This is a genomic window from Streptomyces sp. NPDC059994, from assembly GCF_042737755.1.
GTDB lineage: Bacteria > Actinomycetota > Actinomycetes > Streptomycetales > Streptomycetaceae > Streptomyces.
The window spans coordinates 39,885-65,286 of sequence record NZ_JBHWUR010000028.1 but is presented as its reverse complement, the minus strand read 5'-3'; the positions used below and the strand labels follow the sequence as shown (position 1 = coordinate 65,286).

Below are 25,402 nucleotides of genomic sequence, written 5' to 3'. Positions count from 1 at the left end.
CGGGTAGGCCGCGTGCCCGCCCTCCCCCGAGCTCTTGAGGAACAGGGGGGACCCGCAGCCCCTGGCGGCACGCATGCCCACAGCTAGGTAGAAGCGGACGGCGACCAGCGGTCGCCCCGCATGAGGTTTCCGAGGCCCGCCCAGGCGAAGTTCATCAGCGTCCCCGCCGCCTCCTTCGCCGAGACCCCCTCCGTCTCGTTGGCCCAGCCCGCCAGCGACTCCGCCGCGCCCACCAGGGCCTGGGCGAGGCCTGCCACATCCCGGGTCGCCAGCTCCCCGACGCCGTGGGCCTCCCGGGCCGCCGCGGCTATCAGGGCGGTCACGAACGTGACGATCTCCTCGCGCATCACCGCGACCTGGGCGGCGAACGGCTCGCCGTGGGTGCGTGCCTGGTGGTGGAGTACCGCCCAGCCGTCGGGGTGTTCGGCGGTGTGGGCGAAGAAGGCCCGCAGCCCGGACCACAGCTGGGCGTCGGCGGGCAGTGCCGGCTCGACCCCGGCCCGTACGGCCTCCACGAGCGCGTGGGCCTCCCGCCGGATCACGGCGGTGAAGAGGTCTTCCTTGGAGTTCAGATAGAGGTAGACGAGCGGCTTGGAGACTCCGGCCAGCTCGGCTATCCCGTCCATCGAGGCGGCCCGGTACCCGAGCCGGGCGAAGGTGCGTACGGCCGCGTCCAGCATCTGCTGTTCGCGCACGGCCCGCGGCATCCGCCGGGGCTTCCCCGAAGCCGAACCCGAAGCCGGACCCGAAGCCGGATCCGAATCCCCACCCGCATCCATCAGTCCGTATCCTCCCGGGCCGCTGTCCTGCTCCCGGGCAAGGGTACGTGCGGGGCGGTTACCGGACCGCGCCGTCCTCCTGGCTGCGGTTCGCCTCCAGGCGGGCCTTCGCCGACTCGACCTTGGTGACGATCTGCGCGGACATCTCGTCGCGCTGCTTGCGCAGCAGGACGAAGCTGAGCGGCGCGGAGAGGACCAGGGCGAGCAGGACGACCCAGATCACGTTGGCGTCCCCGAGACCGGCGGGCATGGCCCCGAAGTGGACCAGTGCGGCGACGAACACCAGGCAGCCGACGAAGACGGCGACGCGCATCGCGGTGTACCGGACGGTTGCGCTCGGCTTGGCGATGTTCACGGCTGACCTTCTCTCTCGTACGGCGATCCTGCCCGACCAGTGAAGCACGCCCGTTATTTGATCAATTCAGGGGGATCGGCAACGTCGGCCCCACGGAGGCGTCCCTCAGGGGTGTCCCTCAGAGCCGCATCGCCTGGGGCGACTCGCGCAGCGCGGGGTCCGGGCCGTCGTACTCGCGGATGATCTCGTACCGGGTGTTGCGCTCCACCGGGCGGAACCCGGCCTCGCGGATCAGGTCGAGGAGGTCGTCCCGGGTCAGCTTGTTGGGCGTCCCGTAGTTGTCCGCGTCGTGCGTGATCTTGTACTCGACGACCGAGCCGTCCATGTCGTCGGCGCCGTGCTGGAGGGCGAGCTGGGTGGTCTGGAGGCCGTGCATCACCCAGAAGCACTTCACGTGCGGCACGTTGTCGAAGAGGAGGCGGGAGACCGCGAAGGTCTTCAGGGCCTCCGCGCCGGTCGCCATCGTGGTGCGCGCCTGGAGGCGGTTGCGGACCTTGCCGTCCTTCATGTCCACGAAGTCGTGCTGGTAGCGCAGCGGGATGAAGACCTGGAAGCCGTTCGTCTCGTCCTGGAGCTCGCGCAGGCGCAGCACGTGGTCGACCCGGTGGCGGGGCTCCTCGATGTGCCCGTACAGCATCGTCGAGGGGGTCTTGAGGCCCTTCTCGTGGGCGAGGCGGTGGATCCGCGACCAGTCCTCCCAGTGGGTGGCGTGGTCGACGATGTGCTGACGGACCTCCCAGTCGAAGATCTCCGCGCCGCCGCCGGTCAGCGACTCCAGACCGGCGTCGATGAGCTCGTCGAGGATCTCGGAGGCGGTCAGCCCCGAGATGGTCTCGAAGTGGTGGATCTCCGTCGCCGTGAACGCCTTCAGGCCGACGTTCGGCAGCGCCTCCTTGAGGGCCTTGAGCGAACGCGGGTAGTAGCGCCAGGGCAGCGTCGGGTGGAGCCCGTTGACGATGTGCAGCTCGGTGAGGTTCTCGTTCTCCATCGCCTTGGCGAGGCGGACGGCCTCCTCGATGCGCATCGTGTACGCGTCCTTCTCGCCCGGCTTGCGCTGGAACGAGCAGTACGCGCACGACGCGGTGCACACGTTCGTCATGTTGAGGTGCCGGTTGACGTTGAAGTGGACGACGTCACCGTTCTTGCGGGTGCGCACCTCGTGCGCGAGGCCGCCGAGCCAGGCCAGGTCGTCCGACTCGTAGAGCGCGATGCCGTCCTCGCGGGACAGCCGCTCACCGGCCCGGACCTTAGCCTCCAGCTCGCGCTTGAAGCCCACATCGGTGATGGATGCGGTCATGCGGCGGCCTCCCATTGATCTCCGTACACAGCTCCACCACGTTACTCCCCCACCCTCCGGGCGAGGGGACCCCCATGGCGCTCCGCGCCCCGACTACTCGGGCAGTTCGCCGACCCGGTTCTCCCACTTGGTGGAGAGCACGATCGTCGTCCGGGTGCGCGAGACGCCCTTGGTGGAGCCGAGGCGGCGGATGGTCTTCTCCAGGCCGTCGACGTCCGAGGCGCGGATCTTGAGCATGTACGAGTCGTCGCCCGCGATGAACCAGCAGTCCTCGATCTCCTCCAGGTCGCGCAGCCGTCGGGCGACGTCTTCGTGGTCGGCGGCGTCGGAGAGCGAGATGCCGATGAGGGCGGTCACGCCGAGGCCGAGCGAGGCGGCGTCGACGGTGGCGCGGTAGCCGGTGATCACCCCGGCCGCCTCAAGACGGTTGATGCGGTCGGTGACGCTGGGCCCGGAGAGACCGACGAGCCGGCCGAGCTCGGCGTACGAGGCCCTGCCGTTCTCCCGCAGAGCCTGGATGAGCTGCCTGTCCACGGCGTCCATATGCCTGAAGCCTTCCATTGTTCAGCAATACCGCGAGTTTAGGTGTAGAATCTAAGGTACACAGGGTCGACACCCTGCGAATCATTTAGCTGCTTGCATCATTTTCCAGCAGATCAAAGACGATCTTTCAGGAGTGTTGACACCGTGTACACGATCGAGATGGCCTACGCCCGTATGCGCGAGCTTCAGGACCTGGCCAACCGCTCGCGTGCCCACCAGCCCACCGCGACGAAGCGCCGCGCCCTGAAGCGCGCCGCCAAGAAGCGCTAACCGGAAGGGCGGGAGCCTCCTCCCAGCTCTCCCTCCCAACGGCGGTACAAGCTGTGCGGCACACCCGCCGCGTCCAGCACCCGCCCCGCGACGAAGTCCACCAGATCCTGGATGTGTGTCGCCCCCGCGTAGAACGCCGGAGAGGCGGGCAGCACCACGGCGCCCGCCTCGTCCAGCGTCACCAGGTGCTTGAGCGTCTGCCCGTTCAGCGGCGTCTCCCGCACCGCGACCACCAGCCGGCGCCGCTCCTTGAGCGTCACGCTCGCGGCCCGCTGCAACAGGTCCTTCGAAAGCCCCAGCGCCACCCCGGCCACACAGGCCGTGCTGGCGGGCACGATCAGCATCCCCTTCACCGGATACGACCCGGACGACGGCCCGGCGCCGAGATCCCCGGCGCTCCAGTGCCGTACGCCGTCGAGGCGGACATCGTCCACCTCGAAGGTCCCGGGCTTCCCGTCCGCCCCCCGCGCCAGCCACTTGGCGAGGTCCTCGCGCCAGTGCGCGTCACGGAAGGCGATCCCCGTCTCGTCGAGCAGCGTCAGCCGCGAGGCCCGCGAGACCACCAGGTCCACGCTCTCGCCCGCGTCCAGCAACCCCCGCAGCACGGCCGCCGCGTACGGCGTCCCGGACGCGCCGGAGACCCCGACGACCCAGGGCGTGCGCCGCTGCCACGCCTCTCGCTGACTGTGTACGTTCACCTGCTCCACGTGTCCGAGCCTATCCGGCCACCCGGGGGCGGGAACGGTCACGCCGAGAGCCCGCGCACCAGCAGGTCGAGGAGCGCGCAGACGAAGAGCGAGATCCCGATGAACCCGTTCGTGGTGAAGAACGCCCGGTCGAGGCGCGACAGGTCGTGCGGCTTGACGATCGTGTGCTCGTAGACGAACGCCACCGCCACGACCACGAGCCCGGTCCAGAAGAACGCCCCGGCGTCGGTGGCCAGCGCGTACCAGACGAGGAGCGCCGTGGTGACGACGTGACAGGCGCGCGCCCCGTACAGCGCGGCCGGGACGCCGAAGCGGGCCGGCACCGACTTCACGCCGTGGGCGCGGTCGGCCTGGACGTCCTGGCTGCCGAAGATCAGGTCGAACCCGCCGATCCACACGCCGACGGCGAGCCCCAGGATCACCGCGTCCCCGGACCACTCGCCGGTGACGGCGAGCCAGGCGCCGACCGGCCCCATCGCCTGTGCGAGACCGAGGATCGCGTGCGGGAAGTCGGTGAACCGCTTGCCGTACGGATAGACGACCATCGGGATCACGGCGATCGGCGCCAGCGCCAGACACAGCGGGTTGAGCAGGGCGGCCGCGCCGAGGAAGACGACGACGGCGACGAGCGCGCCGGTCCAGGCCGAGCGCACGGTCACCGCGCCGGTGACCAGCTCGCGGGAGGCCGTACGGGGATTGCGGGCGTCGATCTCGCGGTCGATGATCCGGTTGCAGGCCATCGCGAACGTCCGCAGCCCCACCATGGCGACGGTGACCAGGAGCAGCTTGCCCCAGTGGATGTCCTCGTCCAGCTGGAACATCGCGGTGAGGGCGGCGATGTAGGCGAAGGGCAGCGCGAAGACCGAGTGCTCGATCATGACCAGGCGCAGGAAGGCCGGAACACCCCCGCGTCGGCGGGGACCATGCTTCGCGCTGCCGTCCCCGAGAATGGCCTCACTGCTCACAGCCCGTATTCCTTCCAGCGCTTTGTCACCCGTTCGGCCGTATCCGGATCCGGCTCGACCATGTGCGGCCAGCCGCCGTCCCGGGTGTAGCCCTCCTCGGGCCACTTCGCGGTCGCGTCGATCCCCGCCTTGCCGCCCCAGAACTGCTGGTACGAGGCGTGGTCGAGGTGGTCGACCGGCCCCTCGACGACGGTCAGGTCACGGGCGTAGTCGGTGTTGCCGAGGGCCCGCCAGGACACCTCGTGCAGGTTGTGCACATCGCAGTCGGCGTCGACGACCACGATGAGCTTGGTGAGCGACATCATGTGCGCTCCCCAGATCGCGTGCATCACCTTCTGCGCGTGCTTGGGGTACTTCTTCTCGATCGAGACGATCGCGCAGTTGTGGAAGCCGCCCGACTCCGGCAGGTGGTAGTCCACGATGTCCGGCACGATCACCTTGAGGAGCGGCAGGAAGAACCGTTCGGTGGCGCGGCCCAGCGGCCCGTCCTCGGTGGGCGGGCGCCCCACGACGATGGACTGGAGCAGCGGGCGCCGGCGCATGGTCACACAGTCGATGGTGAGCGCCGGGAACGGCTCCTGCGGCGTGTAGAAGCCGGTGTGGTCCCCGAACGGCCCCTCGGGCAGCATCTCGCCGGGCTCCAGCCATCCCTCGATGACGACCTCGGCGTGCGCCGGGACCTGGAGCGGCACGGTCTTGCAGTCGACCATCTCGACGCGCTTGCCCTGGATGAACCCGGCGAGCATGTACTCGTCCATGTCGCCGGGGAGCGGCGCGGTGGAGGCGTATGTGACGGCGGGCGGGCACCCGAAGGCGATCGCGACGGGCAGCCGCTCGCCCTTCCTGGCCGCCACGGCGTAGTGGTTGCGGCTGTCCTTGTGGATCTGCCAGTGCATGCCGATGGTGCGCTTGTCGTGGCGCTGGAGCCGGTAGAGCCCGAGGTTGCGCACGCCGGTCTCGGGGTGCTTGGTGTGGGTGAGCCCCAGGTTGAAGAAGGACCCGCCGTCCTTGGGCCAGGTGAACAGCGCGGGCAGCTGCTCCAGGTCGACGTCGTCGCCGGTGAGGACGACCTCCTGGACCGGGGCGTCCTTCACCTTCTTCGGCGGGACGTGGACCATCGAGCCGAGCTTGCCGAAGGCCTCGCGCACGCCGACGAAGCCGTGCGGGAGCTCGGGCTTGAGCAGCCCGCCGATCTTCTCGCTGATCTCCTCGTACGACTTGAGGCCGAGGGCCTTGAGGAGCCGCCGGTCGGTGCCGTAGACGTTCATGGCCAGGGGCATGGCGGCGCCCTTGACGTTCTCGAAGAGGAGCGCGGGGCCGCCGGCCTTGTTGACGCGGTCGACGATCTCCCCGACCTCCAGGTACGGGTCGACTTCGGCCTTGATACGGATGAGGTCGCCCTCGCGCTCCAGCGCCCGGAGGAGCGAGCGAAGATCGTCGTAAGCCATGGGGTCAAGTATCGGGCACCGGTTACCCTGGGCCCGTCACCGGGGCTGCCGGACGCCCCGCCGCCGTTCCCTGGGGGGACCACCCGAACATGCTCAGGTATCTGCCGTTCCTGCTGGTCCTGGCGCTGTGGATCTACGCGTTCATCGACTGTCTGAACACCCCGGAGGAAGAGGTCCGCGGCCTCCCCAAGGTGGTGTGGGTCATCGTCATCCTGCTCTTCGGCGAGGTGCTGGTCGGCCCGGTCGCCTGGCTCTTCGCGGGCCGCCCGCGCCGTGCGGCGCCGGGCCCCGCGTGGACGGCTCCGGACGACAACCCGGAGTTCCTGGCGAGCCTGAACCGGCCCAAGGACGAGGACCCCGAGCACTGAGCCCGCGTACCGCCGGCTAGCCGCTCGCGTAAGCGTTCCGCAGTTCCAGCCACTGCCCCGGCGACCACGTCGACCAGTCCTTCGGGCGGCCCTCCAGGGCGTCCGCGAGGAAGTCGAAGTGGTTGTGCCAGCCCGCCAGGCAGTCCAGACGCAGCGCGTCGTCGCCGGGGAACTCGTTGGTGAAGCGCAGCACCGTCGCCGAAGGGCCCGCGGGCTCCAGATGGAACCGGATACGGCCGTGCAGGTCCACCGTGTACTCGGCGACCCGGTCGGGATCCCAGGCCGTGACGTGGCCGGAATGAATACCTTCGGGCCCCGCGTTCAGCCACCTCAGGGTCACCGCGCCGCCGAGCCGGGGCTCCAGCACATCGGCCGCGCAGAGCCACCCGGGCAGGCCCTCGGGGGTGGCCACGGCCGCCCAGACCCGCTCCTGCGGGTGGGGCAGACGAAGCTCGTAGCGGAGGAACCAGGCGCCGTCGTGGGTCTCACTGGTGCCATGAGGGATCACATCCGTCATGGCACCAGTGTCACCCGAACGGGCGCGCGGCGCTCGTGCACGCCGTGGTGCGTGCGGGACTACACGCCCGCGTACGAGTGCTTGCCGTTCACGAAGATGTTGACGCCGTAGTAGTTGAAGAGCCAGCAACCGAAGGCCAGCAGCGCCAGCGTCGCGGCCTTGCGGCCCTTCCAGCCCGCCGTGGCGCGCGCGTGCAGGTAGCAGGCGTACGCGACCCACGTGATGAAGGACCAGACCTCCTTGGGGTCCCAGCCCCAGTAGCGGCCCCACGCGTCGCCGGCCCAGATCGCGCCCGCGATGATCGTGAACGTCCAGAGCGGGAAGACCGCCGCGTTGACCCGGTAGGCGAACTTGTCCAGGGAGGCGGCGGCCGGCAGCCGCTCCAGGACCGAGGTGGCGAAGTTGCCCGGCTTGCCGCCCTCCGCGAGCTTCGCCTCGTAGCGGTCCCGGAAGAGGTAGAGCACCGTGGCGACGGCACCCACGTAGAAGACCGCGCCGCAGAAGATCGCGGTGGAGACGTGGATCCACAGCCAGTACGAGTGCAGGGCGGGAACCAACTGGTCGCTGGCGGTGTACAGGACGGTGACAGCGAGGCCGAGGTCGAGGAGGACCGAGGTGACCAGCGGAAGGCCCAGCCAGCGCGCGTTCTTCTTCAGCGCGAGGAGCGTGACGTACACACCGACGGCGACGGTGGAGAAGGTGAGGTTGAACTCGTACATGTTGCCCCACGGCGCCCGCTGCACGGACAGCGCGCGGGTGAGCACACCGGAGGCCTCGACGAGGAACGCGAGGACGGTGAAGGACACGGCGATACGGCCGTAGAGGTCGCCCTTCACATCGCCTGCGGCGGCGCCCGGCCCGTCCGGTACGTCACGGTTGCCTGCCGCGGAGCGGGTGACGACCTTGGGCCGTTCCAGTACGGCGGTTCCGCCGCCCTTCTTGGCGACCCGCACCTTCACCGTGCCCGCACCGTCCTGCTGCGCGGCGTCCGCGGTGAGCGCGGCCGCGGTGCGGGCGACCTTGCTGCGGCTGCCGAGGATCCACTCCGCCATGTGCGCGAAGAAGGCCAGCAGATAGACCGCCATCGCCGAATAGATCAGGTAGTTACTGGTGTGCGCCAGGCTCTCGTTGGTTGTGGCGGCGAGGATCACTTCTCGGCCCCTTCAGCTTCGGCAGGTTCTGCCACCTGGTCCGTGGCGGGCTCAGGTGCGGGATCAGGCGCGGTCGGCGCCTCTGGAATGAGCGTGACCGCGAGATCGGCCAGCTCCTCGGGGAGCTTCGCGGACTCGCTCCGCCCAAGCCCCGCCATCTCGACGACGGTGACGCCGTCCTTGCCGGGCACGGCGCGGACCCACACCCGGCGCCGCTGGATGAACAGCGATCCGGCCAGGCCCGCGATCGCCAGGACCGAGCCGGTCAGGGCGAGGTTGTTGCCCGGCTGCTGGGAGATCTGGAAGCTCGCCCACTGCTTGATGTCCTTGTCGAAGGTGATCGACCCGGCACCCTCGGGAAGGGCCAGCGTCTCGCCGGGCAGCAGGGTCTTCTTGAGGACCTTGCCCTGGTCGTCCTTGAACGGCTTCATCTTGTCGGTGTCGAGCTGGTACACGTTCTGCGGCAGCCCCGAGTTGACCCCGAGGCTTCCGTGGTACGCGCCGACGTTGAGGACGGGGAAGTCCAGCGCCGGGAACTGGGAGAACATCGTCCCGTTGCCCTTGCCGCCGTAGGTCGGCACGAAGAACGCGGCGAAGCCCAGCTGGTCCCACTTGCCCTTGGCGTCGGTGTAGCCGTCGTACACCTTGATCGCGCCGCTGGAGGAGATGTTGTTGTCGATGGGCAGCAGCGGCACCGCGCCGTGGAAGACGACCTTGCCGCGGCCGTCCTTGACGGTGACGGTCGGCGCATAGCCGTGGGCCAGGAGGTAGACCTTGGAGCCGTCGACCACGAGCGGCTTGTTGACCTCGATGGCCTTCTTATGCGGCTTGCCGTCGGCGCCCTCGGAGTAGGTGACGTGCGCCACGAACTCGCGGGCGGTGCCGAGGTTGGGCCCGCTGCGCTCGTACGTGGCGTCGAAGCGGTCCAGAGTGAAGCTGAACGGCGCGAGGTCGTCCGTCTTGAACATCGAGCCGGACTTGAAGTCGTCGTACTGGGTGAGGGTGTTGGAGAACCCGTCGCCCTGGACGATCAGCTTGCCGCCCTCGGACTTGAAGAGCTGGCCGACGGCGAACGCCACCAGGATCAGGATCAGCGAGACATGGAAGATCAGGTTCCCGGCCTCGCGGAGGTAGCCCTTCTCCGCGGCGACCGCGTCCCCGACGACATGCGTACGGAAGCGGCGCTTCTTCAGCATCGCCGCGGCGGCCGCGCGCACCTGCTCGGGCTCGGCCTCGGTGCGCCACGTGGTGTACGCGGGCAGCCGGGTCAGCATCCGGGGCGCGCCCGGCGGACGGCCGCGCAGCTGTCCGACGAACTGCCAGGTGCGCGGGACGATGCAGCCGATGAGCGAGACGAACAGCAGGATGTAGATCGCGGAGAACCACACCGAGCTGTACACGTGGAACATGCCGAGCTTCTCGTAGAGCGGCGAGATCGTGTCGTGCCGCTTCTGGAAGTCGGCGACCTTCAGCTCGTCCACATTGGTCTGCGGGATCAGCGAGCCGGGGATCGAGCCGAGGGAGAGCAGCAGCAGCAGGACGAGGGCGACCCGCATCGAGGTCAGCTGGCGCCAGAACCAGCGCACCCAGCCGAGCACGCCGATGCCGACGGGTCCGTTCGACAGGTCCTCGGCCGGGGCCGTGGAGAGCTGCGACCCGGCCGCGCCGAGGTCCCGCTCGTCGGCGGCCCGCTGCTGGGCACCTGCCTCGGCCGGTTCCCCCGCCGGTGACTCCGTCGCCTTGCGCGGCGCCTCTTCCGGGGCCGCTTCGGTCTTGCTCATGTTCAGACACCCACCTGGAAGCCGTTGGACCACACCTGCACCTGCTGGATGAGCTCCGCCCAGGCCCCGGTGAGCAGCAGCAGACCGGTCGCGATCATCATCACGCCTCCGGTGCGCATCACCCACGCATAGTGCCGCTTCACCCAGCCGAAGGCGCCGAGGGCCTTGCGGAAGGCGACCGCCGCCAGCACGAACGGCAGTCCGAGACCGACGCAGTAGGCGACCGTCAGTATGGCTCCGCGGCCGGCGCTCGCCTGGTCCATGGCCAGCACGTTCACCGAGGTGAGCGTCGGCCCCAGGCACGGCGTCCAGCCGACGCCGAAGAGGGCGCCCAGTATCGGCGCCCCCGCGAGCCCGGTCACCGGCCGCTTGTGGAACCGGAACTCGCGCTGTGTGAGCCAGGGCATCAGGCCCATGAAGAAGACGCCCATCAGGATCATCAGCACGCCGAGGATCTTGGAGAGCGTGCCGTTGTGGTCCTGGAGCGTCTGGCCGAAGAAGCCGAAGAGGGCCCCGCCGGAGACGAAGACGGCGGTGAACCCGAGGACGAACAGACTCGCCCCGGCGACCATCCGGCCACGCTTGGCCTCGGCGAGATCGGTGCCGGTGACCCCCGTCACGTAACTGAGGTAGCCGGGCACCAGCGGCAGGACGCAGGGCGAGAAGAACGAGATCAGCCCGCCGAGCACGGCCACCGGCAGGGCGACGAGCAGGGCCCCGCTCAGGACCGTGTCGTTCACTCCGGGCGTCGCCTGGGCGGCGAGTGTGGACTGGGCGGCGAGTACGGTCAGGGACGCGTCCACGAAATCACTTCTCCGCGATCAGCGGGTCGATCATCTCGTGGAGCTTCTTGTCGTCGAGCGCCATCAGCGCCCGGGCCGCGATCTTTCCGTCCTTGTCGAGCACGATCGTCGACGGAATGGCCTGCGGATTCAGGCTTCCCTTCGGGAAGCGGAGAATGAGCTTGCCGATCGGGTCGTACAGACTCGGATAGTCCGCGTCGAATTGCTTCTCGAACGCGACGGCCGGGCCCTTGTCGGTGTCGCGGGTGTTGATTCCCACGAACTCGACGCCCTTCGAGCGGGTTTCCTTGGCGACCTTGCTGAGATAGGGCGCCTCGGCCCGGCAGGGCGCGCACCACGAGCCCCACACATTCAGCACGACGACCTTGCCCTTGAGATCGGCGACGTCGAACTGCTTGCCGTCGACGGTCTCGCCGGAGAGCTTGGGCGCGGCGTGCCGGCCGCTCTTGGCGACGGTGGAGATGCCGCCGGTGCCGGTGACGAACTTGGTGTCGCCCGAGCCGCCGGACGTGCCACCGGAGCCGCACGACGTGAGGGTCAGCGCACCGGCGGCCGCGACTGCCGTGACCAGCAGGAAGGCGCGGCGACGGGGAAGGGCAGGGCTCACGGACATGTGAAAAGTTTCGCATGACCGTTTGGGGGATCTTGGGCACCCCCCTGAGTGCCCGTAAAGACCCTTGTCAAGACCGCCTAAAGAGCCGCGCCGCCCGCTGCTCACGCCTGCTGGAGGAACGCGTTCCAGCCACCGGCGGGCTTCTGGCCGACCCCCAGCGTACGCAGCTTCGCCAGCACCTTCGGGTCCTGGACGTCGAGCCAGTCGCAGTACTGCCGGAAGGAGACCAGGCGGACGTCCTTCTTGCCCGCCATCCCCTTCAGTGCCTCCTCGACGGCGTCCATGTAGATGCCGCCGTTCCACTGCTCGAAGTGGTTGCCTATGTAGAACGGCGCGCGATTCGACTCGTACGCACGCGAGAATCCCTTGAGATACGCCTGGGTGGCCTGCTTGCGCCAGCCCGGGTAGTTCGCCGGCGGCGCCTTGGTCGAATTCTTCGACTGGTTGGCGAGGATGTTGTAGTCCATCGAGAGGACCTCGAAGGAGTGCCCGGGGAAGGGGATCGCCTGGAGCGGGAGGTCCCACAGGCCGTGGCGCTTGACCGGCCAGACCTGGGTGCCGCCGGGCGAGGAGGCGTCGTAGCGCCAGCCGAGCTTCTTCGCGGTCGGCAGCAGGTTGTCCTGGCCGCGCAGACACGGGGTGCGGGCGCCCACCAGCTCGCGCTTGTAGTCGAACGGGAGCGGGTCCTCGTCGGTCCAGCCGGTGTTGGTCTTCCAGTTGGTCACGAACGACATCGCCTGGTCGATCTCGCTCTGCCACTGGGCCGGGGTCCACTTGGCGACGTCGCCGTGGCCGGAGCAGAAGTGCCCGTTGAAGTGCGTGCCTATCTCGTGGCCCTCGTTCCAGGCCCGGCGCACATTGGTGAGGGTCGCCTTGACGTGGTCGTCGGTGAGGTAGTCGATGTCGGAGGCGCCGACCTTGTTGTTCGGCGGGTGGTAGAGCCGCTTCTTCGACTCGGGCAGCAGATACAGCCCGGAGAGGAAGAAGGTCATCGAGGCGCCGTGGTTCTTGGCGAGGTCCAGGAAGCGCGGGAAGAGGCCGTTGCCGACCTCACCGGCGCCGTCCCAGGAGAAGACCACGAACTGCGGCGGGGTCTGGCCGGGTTCGAGGGGGACGGGCTTGGGGGGCTGGTGCGGCTGCTTGCCGGTGTCGGCGGTGGAGCCGTCGCCGATGAGCTTGGCGTCCGCCTTCTTGCCGGAGCCCTGGGCGCCCTTGCCGTTGCCGTCGCCGGTACCGGCCTTGCCGCCGCCCGAGTCGTCGCCGCCGCATCCGGCCACACCGACCGCCGCGGCGGCCCCGAGTCCCAGTCCGAGCATTCCCCTTCGACTGATCCCACGCATACCGTTCGTCCCCATCGCATCGTCGTCCCCGGTGTCCACACCGGCCACAGCCCTGTGGACATCAGATGAGATGCCTATGCGCCCGCGATGGTTCCCTACAGTCGCACAAATCTTCGCAAATCGTACGGGTCGTCAGTCTTGTTGTACGCAGGGCGACGAGCCAGTCGCCGTTCCCCGCGCCCGACGGGGCGCGGGGCTGCGACACCGTGCGGCTCCGCCGCGATGGGGGCCCCCTGTTCGAGCGAGGCCGAGAACGTGGGGGAGCGACCAGCCCCCACCGGTCCGCGGACAGCGCACTCCGCTCAAAGCGAAGCGCTCACGCGCCGAAGGCCTTCGTCTTCCCCTTCACCGGCTTGGCCCCGGCCAGCAGGTGCGACGGGACCAGATCGCGGGCCGGCTCGCTGTAGCCCACCGAGACGATCTTGTCGCCCCGGTACGTGAACGACGTCAGCGAGGCGAGCGTGCACTGCCGCTTGCGCGGGTCGTGCCACAGCCGCCGCCGCTCCACGAAGGAGCGCACGGTCCAGATCGGCAGCTGGTGGCTGACCAGGACCGCCTCGTGGCCGCGGGCCGCGTCGCGCGCCGCGTCGAGGGCGCCCATCATCCGTACGACCTGCTCGACGTACGGCTCGCCCCAGGACGGGCGGAACGGGTTGGTGAGGTGCTTCCAGTTGGCGGGCTTGCGCAGGGCGCCGTCGCCGACGCCGAACGTCTTGCCCTCGAAGACGTTGCCCGCCTCGATCAGCCGCGCGTCGGTGCCGAGGTCAAGCCCGAGCGCCTTGGCGATCGGGGTGGCCGTCTCCTGGGCGCGCTCCAGCGGGGACGCCACCACATGCGTGATGTCGCGGCCCGCCAGGTGCTCGGCGACCCGGTCGGCCATCTGCCGGCCGAGCTCGGAGAGGTGGTAGCCGGAGCGGCGCCCGTAGAGCACGCCGTCCGGGTTGTGGACCTCGCCGTGCCGCATCAGATGGACGACGGTGAGGTCTTCGGGGTTGTGGCTCATGCGGTGGCCTCCACTGCGGCACGGGCGGCGGCGGGCAGCGCGGCCGCGACGCGCTCGATCGCGCGCTCGTCGTGGGCGGTCGAGACGAACCAGGACTCGAAGGCGGACGGCGGCAGGTAGACGCCGTTCGCCAGCATCGCGTGGAAGAAGGCGGTGAAGCGGAATGCTTCCTGCTTCTTCGCGTCCTCGTAGTCGCGCACCTCGTCGGGGGTGAAGAAGACGGAGAACATGTTGCTCGCCGTCTGGAGCCGGTGGGCGACGCCCTCCTTGGTGAGCGCGGCCGTCACGAGCGACTGGATCTCGCTCGACACCGCGTCGACCTTGGCGTACGCGGCGTCGTCGAGCAGCCGCAGCTGGGCCAGGCCCGCGGCGGTGGCGACCGGGTTCCCGGAGAGGGTGCCCGCCTGGTAGACGGGTCCGGCCGGGGCGAGGTGGGCCATCACGTCGGCGCGGCCACCGAAGGCCGCGGCCGGGAAGCCGCCGCCCATGACCTTGCCGAAGGTCATGAGATCGGGCTTGACCCCGTCGACGCCGTACCAGCCGGCCTTCGACGTCCGGAAGCCCGTCATGACCTCGTCGGAGATGAACAGCGCGCCGTTCTTGGCACAGGCCGCCTTCAGACCGGCGTTGAAGCCGTCCGCCGGTGGCACGACGCCCATGTTGCCGGGCGAGGCCTCGGTGATCACACAGGCGATCTCGCCCGGGTGGGCGTGGAAGGCCGCGTGGACCGCGTCCAGATCGTTGTACGGGAGCACGATCGTGTCGCCGGCCTGGGCGCCGGTGACACCCGGGGTGTCCGGCAGCCCGAACGTGGCCACGCCGGAACCGGCGGCGGCGAGCAGCGCGTCGACATGACCGTGGTAGCAACCGGCGAACTTGATCACCTTGGCGCGGCCGGTGAAGCCGCGGGCGAGCCGGATCGCGGACATGGTCGCCTCGGTGCCGGAGGACACCAGACGGACCTGCTCGACGGGCTCGATCCGGGCGACGATCTCCTCGGCGAGCGCCACCTCGCCCTCACCGGGCGTACCGAAGGAGGTGCCGCGCGCGACGGCCTCCTGCACGGCGGCGATCACGTCCGGGTGCGAGTGCCCGAGGATCATCGGACCCCAGGAACACACCAGGTCGACGTACTCGCGCCCGTCGGCGTCGGTCAGATAGGGCCCCGCACCGGACACCATGAACCGGGGCGTACCGCCCACGGCGCGGAAGGCACGGACGGGGGAGTTCACGCCGCCGGGCGTCACGAGGGACGCGCGGTCGAATAGCGTCTGCGAAACTGGGGCGTCGTATTCGTACGGATAGCTCACACAGGCCATGGTGGCAGAGGCCCGGACGTTCTTGCGGACAGGTGTTTCACCGCACCCCGGTGGGGGAGGTCACTGACACGATGATCGGGTTGCGCGGCGGGGGTCGCGCCGTCTACAAAGCAGTCGGGCTACAAGCAATCGGGTGAAAGATATGCATCGCGGTGGCGGACTGGGCGAGGGGACCGATGACCGGGGTCCCGAACGCGCCCGTCGGCGGGGACGGCACCGGCGCGACGCGGAAGAACGGATCGAACGGATCGACCGCGTCACGGGTCCGGGAAACGGGAGTGGCCGAGTGGGGGTGACCTACAAGTACTTCGGCGCGCCCGATGGAGCCACCGCGGCCCGGGTGCCGATCTCGATGCGCCCCGAGGAGCTCGGCGGCGACGAGCTGGGCATGGGCGGCATGTTCACCAAGATCAAGCCGGAGACGGTGGCCGCGATGGTCCTCACCGGCATCCAGGGCATACCGCTGCACAAGGTCCCCCCGCTGGAGCTGGTCGTCCTCCACCCCGACTACGCGGTGGTGAAGCTCCCGATGACGGTCGTGGACCCGCTGCGCGGCGTCGGCGAGGAGACGGTGGGCGCGGCGGCCTTCATCTGGTCCACGGTCCCCGACCGCGGCGGCCCGCGCGACGCGTTCAACGTCTACCAGCTGCTGCACGAGTGGCAGGACTTCTCCGTGCGGCTGCATGAGGCTGGGCATCAGCCTTATTGCTTGGTGTGGCCGTAAGCCGGTAAGCCGACAGGCCGGGCCCGGGCGCGGGGCGCTCAGGTGCTGCCGATGCGGCTGTCGAAGCCTGCCCCTCGCCTGGTCCGGGGACGCCCAGGCTCAGGGCGTGCCCGCGGTGGTGGGCGGCTTCGCCGCGCGGGAAGAGGCGGCCCGAAGGGTACGCGCGCGGTCGCGGCCCACAAGGAGTGGATCCCCGGTAACCAGCCCCGCACTCCCCTGGAGCTTCCTCCGTCGGCATCGCACCTGCGACGTAGATACGCCCAAAACATCTGTATGTGCGGCCTGATCTGGCATATCTTGTGGCACATGCAGTCCTACACGATCGGCCAGGCCGCCCGTCTGCTCGGAGTCAGTCCCGACACCGCCCGCCGCTGGGCGGACGCGGGTCGCGTCGCCACGCACCGCGACGACAGCGGCCGCCGGCTCATCGACGGCCGCGACCTGGCCGCGTTCTCCGTGGAGGTCGCCCAGAGCGGCACCGGCGAGGACGACGTCTCGTACACCTCCGCCCGTAACGCCTTCCCGGGCATCGTCACCGCCGTGAAGCTCGGCGATGTCGCCGCCCAGGTCGAGATCCAGGCCGGTCCTCACCGGCTGGTCTCGCTGCTCACCCGGGAGGCCGTCGAGGAGCTGGGGCTCGAAGTCGGCATGCAGGCCACCGCCCGCGTGAAGGCGACCAGCGTGCACATCGACCGCGCTTAGACACGTCGACCGCGCTTGGACACGCCCGCTCAGGACATCCCGTACGTCCCCGTAGTACGTCCTCGTTCCAGCGGCGTCGCCGTCACCGGCGCGGCTCAGCACCCAAGGAGCACCGTCCCCATGGCCCCCTTCCTCACCCGGCGCCGCGCCGCGGCCGCCGTCGTCACCGCCGCCCTGCTCGTCCCCCTCGCCGCCTGCGGCAAGGACGACGACGACGGCGGCAAGAAGAGCGACGCGGGCTCCGACAGGAGCTCCACCGCCGCGCCTGCGGCGAAGCTCACGGTTCTCGCCGCCGCCTCGCTCACGGATGTCTTCAAGACGGCGGGCGCCGCGTACGAGAAGGAGCACCCGGGCACCAGGGTGACGTTCTCCTTCGCCGGGTCACAGGAGCTCGCCGCCCAGGTCAAGCAGGGGGCCCCCGCCGACGCCCTGGTCACCGCCGATACCAAGACCATGGACGGCCTCAAGTCGGACACCGGCGCCGCGACCGTCATCGCCGGGAACCGGCTCGTCATCGCGACCGGCAAGGGCAACCCGAAGAAGATCGGCGCGCTCAAGGACCTGGCCGACACCAAGCTGAAGGTCGTGCTCGCCGCGCCCGAGGTGCCGGTCGGCCGCTACAGCAAGAAGGTCCTGGACGCGCAGAAGATCACGGTCAGGCCGGTCTCGCAGGAGCCGAACGTACGGGCCGTCCTCACCAAGGTCGAGCTCGGCGAGGCGGACGCGGGCATCGTCTACAAGACCGACGCCGCCACCGCCACCGGCAAGGTCGACGCCGTGGAGATCCCGGACGCGCAGAACGCGGTGGCCCAGTACCCGGCCGCCACCCTGAAGGCCTCCAAGAACGCCGACGCGGCGGCCGCGTTCGTACAGTGGCTCAGCAGCCCCGAGGCGCAGAAGATCCTCCAGGACGCGGGCTTCCAGAAGCCGTAACTCTCATGCCGGAGCCGCCCCTTCCGTACAGGGGGCGAAACGGGCGGCCCCGGCCCCGCACCGCCCCAAGAAGCCGCAGGAAGCCGCAGGAAGCCGCAGGAAGCCGCGATGATGAACAGCAGCCGATCGCACCGCTGGAGCAGGGGCGCCCGCTCCAGCGGCCTGCGCGCCCCCGTCACCCTGCTGGTGCCCGCGCTGCTCGCCGTGGCGTTCCTGCTGATGCCGCTCGTCGGCATCCTGGCCCGCACCTCCTGGGGCGACCTCGGTACGCATCTGACCAGCCCGGGCGTCACCGAGGCGCTGAAACTGTCCCTCCTCGTCTCGTTCTGGGCGCTCGGCCTGTCCCTCGTGCTGGGAGTGCCGCTGGCGTGGCTCCTCGCGCGCGTGGACTTCCCCGGCAAGGCGCTGGTGCGCTCGCTCGTGCTGCTGCCGATGGTGCTGCCGCCGACCGTCGGCGGTGTGGCGCTGCTGCTCGGCTTCGGGCGGCGCGGGCTGCTCGGGCCGTGGCTGGAGGACACCTTCGGCATCACGCTGCCCTTCCACACCTCCGGCGCGGTCGTCGCCGCCACCTTCGTGGCCATGCCGTTCCTGGTGATCAGCCTGGAGGGCGCGCTCGGCGGGCTGCGCCCCCGCTACGAGGAGACCGCGGCCTCGCTCGGCGCCTCCCCGTTCCGGGTGTTCCTGACCGTCACGCTGCCGATGGTCGCACCCGGCCTCGCCGCCGGGGCCGCGCTGACGTGGGCGCGCGCGCTGGGCGAGTTCGGCGCCACGATCACCTTCGCGGGCAACCTCCCGGGTACCACCCAGACCCTCCCCCTCCAGGTCTATCTGCTGCTCCAGAACTCCCCCGAGGCCGCCACCTCCGTCTCCCTGCTGCTGCTCGCCATCGCGATGGCGGTCCTGGTCGCCCTGCGCGGCCGCTGGACGGGGGGCGGGACGCGTTCCGTATCCGTACTGCGTACGCAGGAGAGCCTCGGTACGGAGGAGAGCTTCGGTACGGAGGAGAGCCGCGCGTACGAGTCCGACCAGCCCAAGCCCACCGACGCCCCGAAATCCCCCTCCCCCGCCGGGCGCTGGGCGCTCCACGCCGAGGTCAGCGGGTTCACCGAGCTGACCCTGGACGCCGCGCCCGGCACCACCATCGCCGTCGTCGGCGAGAACGGCGCGGGCAAGACCACGCTCCTGCGCGCCCTGCTCGGCCTCACCCCACGCGCGCGTGCCGGACTGCGCCTGGGCGACCTGGACGTCACCGGCCTCCCGCCGCACCGGCGCGGGGTCGCCTGGGTGCCGCAGGACGGCGCGCTGTTCCCGCACATGACGGCGCTCGCCAACACGGCGTACGGGCTGCGCGCCCAGGGTGTCGCGCGCGCCGAGGCCCGGCGGGAGGCGCAGGCGTGGCTGGACCGGCTCGGCGTGGGCCGCCTCGCCCACCGCAGGCCCGGCCAGCTCTCCGGCGGCCAGGCCCAGCGGGTCGCGCTGGCCCGGGCGCTCGCGGCCCGGCCCCGGCTGCTCCTGCTCGACGAGCCGCTGGCGGCCCTCGACCAGACGACCCGCGCCCGCGTCCGCCACACCCTGCGCACCCACCTCGACGGCTTCGGCGGGGTCTGCCTGATCGTCACGCACGACCCGGTCGAGGCGGTGTCGCTGGCGGACCGCGTCCTCGTGCTCGACGGCGGCCGGGCCCTCCAGGACGCCCCGCCCGCCGAGGTGACCCGCCACCCGCGCTCCCCGTGGGTGGCCCGGATGCTGGGCCGCAACGCCTGGCCGGGCGAGGCCGACGCGGACGGGCTCGCGCTGCCCGGTGGGGGCCGGATCGTCGCGGCCGAGCAACTGCCCGCCGGCAGCAGCGCGTTGGCGATCATCGCGCCGGAGTCGGTCGCGGTCCACCGCGAACGCCCCGGCGGCAGCCCCCGCAACACCTGGCCCGGTACGGTCCGCGAGATCACCGCGACCGGCAGTCGGCTGCGCGTCCTGATCGGCTCGCCGGACGCCCCTGACCTGGTCGCGGAGATCACCCCGGAGGCGGCGGCCGAGCTGCGGCTGGCGGAGGGCGTGGCGGTCTGGTCGAGCGTGAAGGCGACGGAGGTCACGCTCGTACCGCTGTAGAGCGGGGGCGGTGTAGAGCGGGGGCGGTGCGGGGCGGGGGCGGTGCGGGGCGGGGGCGGTGCGGGGCGGCCGGCCGAGGGCAGGGCCCGGTGTCAGTGGCCCCGCCTAGACTGGCCGCCTGACTTCATCGCATACGGAATCGCGTACGTAATCGCGTACGTAATCGCGTAGGGACACAGGCAGGAGGCGCCGGTGAAGAAGCTGACCGGTTCGTCGGGCGACGCGCCCGCCGACCCGTCCGCCGATCGGTCCGCCGACCCCTCCGCCAAGGTGCTCGGCGAGGCCGCCGGGGTCTTCGGGCTGCTCGCCTCGCCCGCGCGGCTGCACATCGTCTGGGCGCTCAGCCACGGCGAGTCGGACGTGACCGGGCTCGCCGAGCGCGTCGGCGGGGCGCTGCCCGCCGTCAGCCAGCACCTGGCGAAGCTGAAGCTCGCCGGGCTCGTCCGCTCCCGCCGCGAGGGCCGCCGGGTGGTCTACCTGGTGGACGACCCCGAGGTGGCCGAGCTGGTGCGCTGGCTCGTGGCGCGGCTGGACGACCGGCTCGGGGCGGGCGCGACTCCGGGACTCGTCCGTGACCTGGGCGCCTGAGCGGCGTACCCCGCTACAGGTGTTGCGCGCGCTCGACTCCGGGCCGCGCGGACTGCTGGAGTCCGAGGCCGACGCCCGCCTCGCGCGCGACGGTGAGAACGTACTGCCCACCCGGCGTACCCCGTCCTGGCCCCTCCGGCTCGTACGGAGTCTGCGGGACCCGTTCACGGCGGTGCTCGCGTCGCTCGCCGTGGTGTCGGCGCTGGTCGCGGCGTGGGGCACGGCGGCCGTCATCGCGGTCCTGGTGGCGGTGAGCTGCGTACTGCGGGCGGCGGGCGAGTACCGGGCGGACCGCTCCGCGGCCGGGCTGCGCGAGCTGGTGGCGACCACGGCGACCGTGGTGCGCCGGGCGGGCCCGGACGCGGACCCTGCGCCGCGCGAAATCCCGGTGGACCAGGTGGTGGTGGGCGATGTGGTCCGGCTCGGCCCGGGCGACCTGGTGCCGGCGGATCTGCGGCTGCTGCGCGCGACCGGGCTGACGATGCATCAGGCGGCGCTGACCGGCGAGTCGGCCCCGGTGCGCAAGCATCCGGCCGACGAGCCCTCCCCGGGCGGGAGCGGCTTCGACCGCCCGGAGCTGTGCTTCCAGGGCAGCAGCGTGGCCTCCGGCAGCGGTACGGGAGTGGTCGTCGCGACCGGCGCGGACACGCGGTTCGCGGCGGCGCATGGGGAGCCGGCCTACGGTGGGGCGGCCGACAGTGGGGCGGCCCTCGGAAAGCGGACCTTCGGAGCGCGGACCTTCGGAACGCGTGCTTACGGCAAGCGGACCTTCGGAACGCGGGCTTACGGCAAGCGGGCTTACGGCAAGGTGCGCGGAGGCGATCGCCGTACGACCGCCTTCGACCGTTCCGTGTACGGCATCTCCTGGATCCTGATCAGATTCATGCTGCTCACGCCGCCGCTCGTCCTGATGGCGAACGCGGCGCTGCGCGGGCGCGGCCTGGAGACCCTGCCGTTCGCCGTGGCGGTGGCCGTCGGGCTGACCCCCGAGATGCTGCCCGTGATCGTCACCACGGCGCTGGCCCGGGGGGCGGCCACCCTGGCCCGTACGCACGAGGTGATCGTCAAACGGCTGCCCGCGCTGCACGACCTGGGCGCCGTCGACGTCGTCTGCGTCGACAAGACCGGCACGCTCACCCAGGACCGCCCGGTCCTCGACTGCGCCCTGGACGCGTCCGGCGCCGAGGACCCGGACGTCCTGCGCTGGGCGGCCGCCAACAGCATGTGGACAATCCAGCTCGCCGAGGTGCCGGCCGCCGACGCCCTCGACGAGGCTCTCCTCGACGCCGCCGAGCAGCGGCTGCCGGACGGGCTCGACGCGCTGGAGCACGACCCCGTCGCGGCCCTCCCCTTCGACCCGGTGCGCCGGCTGTCCACCGCCGTCATACGGACCCCGGACCGCCTCGGCAGCCACACCCTGATCGTCAAGGGCGCGGTCGAGGAGGTCCTGGAGCGGTGCGCGCTCGGCGCCGGGGAGCGCTCCCGTATCACCGCGCTCGCCGCCGCCCGCGCCGACGACGGGCTGCGGGTGCTCGCCGTGGCGCTCGGCGAACGGCCCGCACGGACGCGCGCGTACACGACGGCCGACGAGCGCGGGCTCACCTTCGTCGGCCTGGTGGGGCTGCGCGACGCGACCGCCGAGACGGCCGCCGCCGCGCTGACCGCGCTGGCCCGCAGCGGCGTCGAGGTCAAGGTCCTCACCGGCGACCACCCCGGAACGGCCGCCCGGGCCTGCCGCGAGCTGGGCCTGCCGCCCGGGGAGGTGGTCACGGCCGACCGTACCGAGGGGCTGACCGACGCCGACCTGGCCGAACTGGCCGCCCGCACCACGGTGTTCGCCCGCTGCACGCCCGAGCAGAAGGCCCGGATCGTCCGCGTACTGCGCGAGCGCGGCCATGTCACCGGCTTCCTGGGCGACGGCGTCAACGACCTGCCCGCGCTGCGCGCCTCGGACGTCGGGATCTGCCCGCGCGACGCGGTGGACGTGGCGCGCGAGACGGCGGACGTCGTGCTCGCGGCGAAGGACCTCACGTCCCTGGACCACGCGATCGCGGCGGGCCGCCGCAGCGGCGGCACGATAGCGGGCTATCTGCGGATCACCCTCTCCTCCAACTTCGGCAACGTCATAGCCATGCTGACGGCGGGGCTGCTCCTGCCGTTCCTGCCCATGCTCCCGGCGCAGGTCCTGGTCCAGAACCTGTGCTTCGACGCGGCGCAGCTGGCGTTCGCGTACGACCGCCAGGACCCGGCGGCCCTGCGCCGACCGCTGCGGCTGCGCCCGCGCGAGGTGCTGCGCTTCGTCACCGGCTTCGGTCTGCTCAACGCCGCCGCCGACCTCGCGACGTTCGCGGTGCTGGCGTGGGCGGTGCGCGCGGGCAGCGACGCGGAGGGCCAGGCGTCGTTCCACACCGGCTGGTTCACGGAGAACCTGCTCACCCAGGCGCTGGTGATGCTCCTGCTCCGCACGGGCCGTGGCCGCCGCGGCCCGGTCCCTCTGGCGGCGTCCGCCCTCGCCGCGGCCGGGCTGCTCCTGCCGCTCACCCCGGTGGGCGCGGCGCTGGGGATGGCTTCGCTGCCGGTGGTGTATTACCCGTTGGTGGGGGTGGTGTTGGCGTTGTACGCGGGGGGACTGGGGTGGTGCGGGCGGGGTCATCGGTGATCTTTCCCCACCCCGCCCGTTCCCGCTGTGACATGTGCGGCTCCGCCGCGTGCCCTCCGGGGGTGAGGTGGGTTTCCCGGGCGCTGCGCCCCGGGCCCCGTTCGTCCGCGGGCCGTCTGTGGCTGGTCGCGCCCACGCGGCGGAGCCGCACATGTCACAGCCCCGCGCCCCTGAAGGGGAGGGGCCTACGGCCCCTGTCCCTCCCCCCCCAAACGCCGGAGGACTGAAATGTGGCCGGCCCCCCCTTCTGCCTTCAGGGACGCGGGGAACTGCGCGACCCGCCCCCCACCGGACCCGCAGACGAAGAACCAGCCGCCCGGCTGAGGGCTTGAGGGAACGGGCGGGGTGGGGGATCCCTCCTGTGGGTGGGGGATCCCTCCTGTCAGACCGCCCGCCTACAGTCCCCCCATGGACACCCTCATCGACCTCACCCCGTGGTCCATCGACGACCTCCCCCTCCTCCACCACTCCAACTCCCCCGCCATGACCGCCCACACCGGCGGCCCGGAGGACGAGGAGAAGCTGCTGGCCCGGCAGCAGCGGTACGTCGCGCTGAATCAGCGCGAGCCCGCCGAGGGCCGGATGTTCCGGGTTTCGCTCGCCGGGACGGACGAGGCCGTCGGGTCGGTCGGGTACTGGCCGCGCGAGTGGCAGGGCAGGGAGGTGTACGAGACGGGGTACGGGATCCTGCCGGAGTTCCAGGGCCGCGGGCTCGCCGTCGCCGCGATCGTGGCGGTCGCGCAGGCCGCGCGGGAGGCGGGCGGGCCGCGGGAGTTGCACGCCTACCCGTCCGTCGACAACGCCGCCTCGAACGCCGTGCTCCGCAAGGCCGGGTTCCGCCTCCTGGGCGAGGCCGAGTTCGAGTACCCGCCGGGCCACCTGCTCAAGTCCCACGACTGGTGCCTTGACCTCGGCCCCGAGGACCCCGCGGAGCAGCCGCTCGGCTAGGACACCGCGCGCCCCTCAGCCCAGCTTCTTGTCGAAGTTGAACGCCGTGACCGCCATCCGCTCACGGAAGTAGAAGCGGTGCGCGTCCGTGCGGTGCGTGCCGGAGTCCAGGTTCAGGGACGTGCACCCGGCGGCGCGCGCGATCCCCTCGACATGGGCGAGGAGCGCGTGGCCGACGCCCCGCGACCGCGCCGTCTCGGCCGTCACGAGGTCGTCCACGTACAGCTTGCGCACCGCGACCGTGGTGGCGACGATCCGCCACCCGGCCGCGCCCACGCACACCCCGTCCTCGCCGTACGCGGCGGAGAAGCGCAGCCCCTGCCCGTACCCCTCGGCGTAGATCTCGCGGAACAGGTCCTCGGTGAGGTGCGGGCGCAGCTCGCGCAGGACGGGCAGCAGGTCGTCCGCCAGGCGCGGGTCGCCCGGCTCAAGGTCGATGATCTTCATCCGGGCACTGTAGGCACGCCGCGCCCCAGGAGGCCAGTGCCGCCCCAGAGCCGGGCCACCGGGACGTGATCGGCTCTTGTACGTACCGCCCGGCACCCCCTAGAGTCCTAGGGTCCTAATGGAATCAAGCGAGTCAACCATTAGCTTGCGGTCAGGTCATTCAGGGGGATTCCGTGCTGCTTGCCCATATCAGCGATCTGCATCTCGACGGGGGCGCGCGAGCCGCGGAACGCGCCGCGCGGGTCGTCACGTACATCAACGCGATGTCCCGCCGCCCGGACGCCGTCCTGGTCACCGGTGACATCGCGGACCACGGCACCCCGGCCGAGTACGCCGAGGCGGCCGACCTGCTCGCCCGCATCGACGCGCCGGTCCTGACCTGCCCCGGCAACCACGACGACCGCGCCGCGTACCGCAAGGGCCTGCTCGATCTGCCGGGCGAGCCGGGCGGTGCGGCTCCGGACCCGTACGCACCGGTCAACCGCCTGCACCGGGTGGGCGATTACGCGATCCTGATGTGCGACTCGACCATCCCCGGCGAGGACGGCGGCGTCCTGGAGGACACCACCCTGGAGTGGCTGGCCCGTACGCTCGACGCGCTCGACGACACCCCGGCACTGATCGCCTTCCACCACCCGCCGACCGTGATCCACCACGAGTACCTGGACTCGATCAACCTCTCCAACGCCGACCGGCTGGCCGGACTCCTGGCGGGGCGCGCCCATGTGTCCGCCGTGCTCGTCGGGCACGCCCACACCTCCGCAGCGACCACCTTCGCCGGGCTGCCGCTGCTGATCGCGCCGGGCGTGACATCGACGCTGAGGATGCCGTGGGAGACCGGAGAAGGCCTGGTCAACATCGTCTCGCCGCCCGGGGTGGCCTTCCACGTCCTCGACGAGAACCAGCGGATCATGAGCCACTTCCGGGTCGTCGAGCGCCCCGACGAGCGGCCCATCGCGTAACCCGCCGGGCAACCCCTGCCGCTCCCACTTCCGAAGGCCCGCCGGAATCCACTTGACCGGCGGGCCTTCTTCAC

Annotated in this window: 26 protein-coding genes and 2 pseudogenes; 12 read left to right on the top strand and 16 right to left on the bottom strand. The window is 71.1% G+C overall.

Going from position 1 to position 25,402, the window contains the following annotated elements; translation table 11 throughout:
• Positions 1-83: 83 nt before the first annotated feature.
• From ACFWA7_RS16890 to ACFWA7_RS16875, 4 genes are all read right to left on the bottom strand, one after another.
• Positions 84-707 (bottom strand): TetR/AcrR family transcriptional regulator, encoded by a 624-nt coding sequence (locus tag ACFWA7_RS16890; protein ID WP_385537959.1) that lies wholly within the window; start codon positions 705-707, stop codon positions 84-86.
• Between the two features lie 130 nt (positions 708-837).
• Positions 838-1,134, bottom strand: coding sequence for a DUF4229 domain-containing protein (locus ACFWA7_RS16885; RefSeq protein ID WP_385537957.1), 297 nt, complete (start codon positions 1,132-1,134; stop codon positions 838-840).
• 118 nt (positions 1,135-1,252) lie between these two features.
• Positions 1,253-2,431 (bottom strand): aminofutalosine synthase MqnE, encoded by a 1,179-nt coding sequence (gene mqnE, locus ACFWA7_RS16880; RefSeq protein WP_385537955.1) that lies wholly within the window; start codon positions 2,429-2,431, stop codon positions 1,253-1,255.
• A 93-nt stretch (positions 2,432-2,524) separates the two neighbouring features.
• The gene (locus ACFWA7_RS16875; protein WP_385537953.1) at positions 2,525-2,974 is read right to left on the bottom strand and encodes an Lrp/AsnC family transcriptional regulator; all 450 of its coding nucleotides are present in this window, start codon (positions 2,972-2,974) and stop codon (positions 2,525-2,527) included.
• Positions 2,975-3,118: 144 nt separating this feature from the next.
• Here ACFWA7_RS16875 and ACFWA7_RS16870 point away from each other — a divergent pair, with 144 nt between their 5' ends.
• Positions 3,119-3,244, top strand: coding sequence for a hypothetical protein (locus ACFWA7_RS16870; protein ID WP_267890376.1), 126 nt, complete (start codon positions 3,119-3,121; stop codon positions 3,242-3,244).
• On the opposite strand, the gene ACFWA7_RS16865 is transcribed toward ACFWA7_RS16870, so the two are convergent.
• The 3 genes from ACFWA7_RS16865 to ACFWA7_RS16855 are packed head-to-tail and all read right to left on the bottom strand — an operon-like array spanning position 3,241 to position 6,364.
• Entirely contained in the window at positions 3,241-3,951 is a 711-nt protein-coding gene (locus tag ACFWA7_RS16865) for a UbiX family flavin prenyltransferase (protein WP_385537951.1), read from the bottom strand. The two genes, ACFWA7_RS16870 and ACFWA7_RS16865, sit on opposite strands and share 4 nt — an antisense overlap.
• 38 nt (positions 3,952-3,989) lie before the next feature.
• On the bottom strand, positions 3,990-4,916 hold the full coding sequence (mqnP, locus tag ACFWA7_RS16860; RefSeq protein WP_385537949.1) for a menaquinone biosynthesis prenyltransferase MqnP: 927 nt from the start codon (positions 4,914-4,916) through the stop codon (positions 3,990-3,992).
• Positions 4,913-6,364, bottom strand: coding sequence for a menaquinone biosynthesis decarboxylase (locus ACFWA7_RS16855; RefSeq protein WP_385823594.1), 1,452 nt, complete (start codon positions 6,362-6,364; stop codon positions 4,913-4,915). Before ACFWA7_RS16855 ends, mqnP begins: the two co-directional genes overlap by 4 nt.
• An 89-nt stretch (positions 6,365-6,453) precedes the next feature.
• On the opposite strand from ACFWA7_RS16855, the gene ACFWA7_RS16850 reads away from it, so the two are divergent.
• Complete coding sequence (locus ACFWA7_RS16850; RefSeq protein WP_385537945.1) at positions 6,454-6,732, top strand: PLD nuclease N-terminal domain-containing protein; 279 nt, start codon at positions 6,454-6,456, stop codon at positions 6,730-6,732.
• A gap of 16 nt (positions 6,733-6,748) precedes the next feature.
• Here the strand turns inward: ACFWA7_RS16850 and ACFWA7_RS16845 are convergent, their stop codons facing one another.
• The 8 genes from ACFWA7_RS16845 to hemL all read right to left on the bottom strand — a co-directional run bounded on the left by ACFWA7_RS16845 (position 6,749) and on the right by hemL (position 15,259).
• Positions 6,749-7,249: an SRPBCC domain-containing protein gene (locus ACFWA7_RS16845; protein WP_385537942.1), complete on the bottom strand. Its 501-nt coding sequence runs from the start codon at positions 7,247-7,249 to the stop codon at positions 6,749-6,751.
• 59 nt (positions 7,250-7,308) lie between these two features.
• Positions 7,309-8,400, bottom strand: a complete 1,092-nt coding sequence (gene ccsB / locus ACFWA7_RS16840) for a c-type cytochrome biogenesis protein CcsB (RefSeq protein ID WP_385537939.1) — start codon at positions 8,398-8,400, stop codon at positions 7,309-7,311.
• The gene (locus ACFWA7_RS16835) at positions 8,397-10,181 is read right to left on the bottom strand and encodes a cytochrome c biogenesis protein ResB (protein ID WP_385537936.1); all 1,785 of its coding nucleotides are present in this window, start codon (positions 10,179-10,181) and stop codon (positions 8,397-8,399) included. Before ACFWA7_RS16835 ends, ccsB begins: the two co-directional genes overlap by 4 nt.
• Positions 10,182-10,183: 2 nt before the next feature.
• The gene (locus tag ACFWA7_RS16830) at positions 10,184-10,984 is read right to left on the bottom strand and encodes a cytochrome c biogenesis CcdA family protein (protein WP_385537933.1); all 801 of its coding nucleotides are present in this window, start codon (positions 10,982-10,984) and stop codon (positions 10,184-10,186) included.
• Between the two features lie 4 nt (positions 10,985-10,988).
• Entirely contained in the window at positions 10,989-11,597 is a 609-nt protein-coding gene (locus ACFWA7_RS16825; RefSeq protein WP_385537931.1) for a TlpA family protein disulfide reductase, read from the bottom strand.
• A gap of 101 nt (positions 11,598-11,698) precedes the next feature.
• Positions 11,699-12,937: a hypothetical protein gene (locus ACFWA7_RS16820; RefSeq protein WP_385537928.1), complete on the bottom strand. Its 1,239-nt coding sequence runs from the start codon at positions 12,935-12,937 to the stop codon at positions 11,699-11,701.
• Positions 12,938-13,253: 316 nt separating this feature from the next.
• The gene (locus ACFWA7_RS16815; RefSeq protein WP_385537926.1) at positions 13,254-13,940 is read right to left on the bottom strand and encodes a histidine phosphatase family protein; all 687 of its coding nucleotides are present in this window, start codon (positions 13,938-13,940) and stop codon (positions 13,254-13,256) included.
• Positions 13,937-15,259, bottom strand: a complete 1,323-nt coding sequence (gene hemL / locus ACFWA7_RS16810; RefSeq protein ID WP_385823592.1) for a glutamate-1-semialdehyde 2,1-aminomutase — start codon at positions 15,257-15,259, stop codon at positions 13,937-13,939. The genes ACFWA7_RS16815 and hemL overlap by 4 nt, the downstream gene beginning before the upstream one ends.
• Positions 15,260-15,401: 142 nt before the next feature.
• Between hemL and ACFWA7_RS16805 the strand changes: the two genes are divergently transcribed.
• The 9 genes and pseudogenes from ACFWA7_RS16805 (at position 15,402) to ACFWA7_RS16765 (ending at position 23,919) form a co-directional block, all read left to right on the top strand.
• Complete coding sequence (locus tag ACFWA7_RS16805) at positions 15,402-15,983, top strand: hypothetical protein (RefSeq protein WP_079125728.1); 582 nt, start codon at positions 15,402-15,404, stop codon at positions 15,981-15,983.
• Between the two features lie 306 nt (positions 15,984-16,289).
• Positions 16,290-16,685 carry a molybdopterin-binding protein gene (locus tag ACFWA7_RS16800; RefSeq protein ID WP_385823590.1) on the top strand — a complete coding sequence of 132 codons (396 nt, stop codon included), beginning with the start codon at positions 16,290-16,292 and terminating at the stop codon, positions 16,683-16,685.
• 120 nt (positions 16,686-16,805) lie between these two features.
• A complete protein-coding gene (gene modA, locus ACFWA7_RS16795; RefSeq protein WP_385823588.1) occupies positions 16,806-17,618 on the top strand; it encodes a molybdate ABC transporter substrate-binding protein in 813 nt (270 codons plus the stop codon).
• Between the two features lie 108 nt (positions 17,619-17,726).
• Positions 17,727-19,724, top strand: coding sequence for an ABC transporter permease (locus tag ACFWA7_RS16790; protein ID WP_385823586.1), 1,998 nt, complete (start codon positions 17,727-17,729; stop codon positions 19,722-19,724).
• Between the two features lie 201 nt (positions 19,725-19,925).
• Positions 19,926-20,312 carry an ArsR/SmtB family transcription factor gene (locus ACFWA7_RS16785; protein ID WP_385823612.1) on the top strand — a complete coding sequence of 129 codons (387 nt, stop codon included), beginning with the start codon at positions 19,926-19,928 and terminating at the stop codon, positions 20,310-20,312.
• Positions 20,296-20,910 (top strand): annotated as a pseudogene (locus ACFWA7_RS16780) (cation-transporting P-type ATPase); the annotation flags it as partial. The gene ACFWA7_RS16785 and the pseudogene ACFWA7_RS16780, both read left to right, overlap by 17 nt.
• Positions 20,892-21,065 (top strand): annotated as a pseudogene (locus tag ACFWA7_RS16775) (hypothetical protein); the annotation flags it as partial. The pseudogenes ACFWA7_RS16780 and ACFWA7_RS16775, both read left to right, overlap by 19 nt.
• Before the next feature lie 130 nt (positions 21,066-21,195).
• Complete coding sequence (locus tag ACFWA7_RS16770) at positions 21,196-22,971, top strand: HAD-IC family P-type ATPase (RefSeq protein ID WP_385823610.1); 1,776 nt, start codon at positions 21,196-21,198, stop codon at positions 22,969-22,971.
• Positions 22,972-23,379: 408 nt separating this feature from the next.
• Entirely contained in the window at positions 23,380-23,919 is a 540-nt protein-coding gene (locus tag ACFWA7_RS16765; protein ID WP_385546751.1) for a GNAT family N-acetyltransferase, read from the top strand.
• A gap of 15 nt (positions 23,920-23,934) precedes the next feature.
• Here the strand turns inward: ACFWA7_RS16765 and ACFWA7_RS16760 are convergent, their stop codons facing one another.
• Positions 23,935-24,366, bottom strand: a complete 432-nt coding sequence (locus ACFWA7_RS16760) for a GNAT family N-acetyltransferase (protein ID WP_385546748.1) — start codon at positions 24,364-24,366, stop codon at positions 23,935-23,937.
• 173 nt (positions 24,367-24,539) lie between these two features.
• Here ACFWA7_RS16760 and ACFWA7_RS16755 point away from each other — a divergent pair, with 173 nt between their 5' ends.
• The gene (locus tag ACFWA7_RS16755) at positions 24,540-25,328 is read left to right on the top strand and encodes a phosphodiesterase (RefSeq protein WP_385546745.1); all 789 of its coding nucleotides are present in this window, start codon (positions 24,540-24,542) and stop codon (positions 25,326-25,328) included.
• Positions 25,329-25,402: the final 74 nt, after the last annotated feature.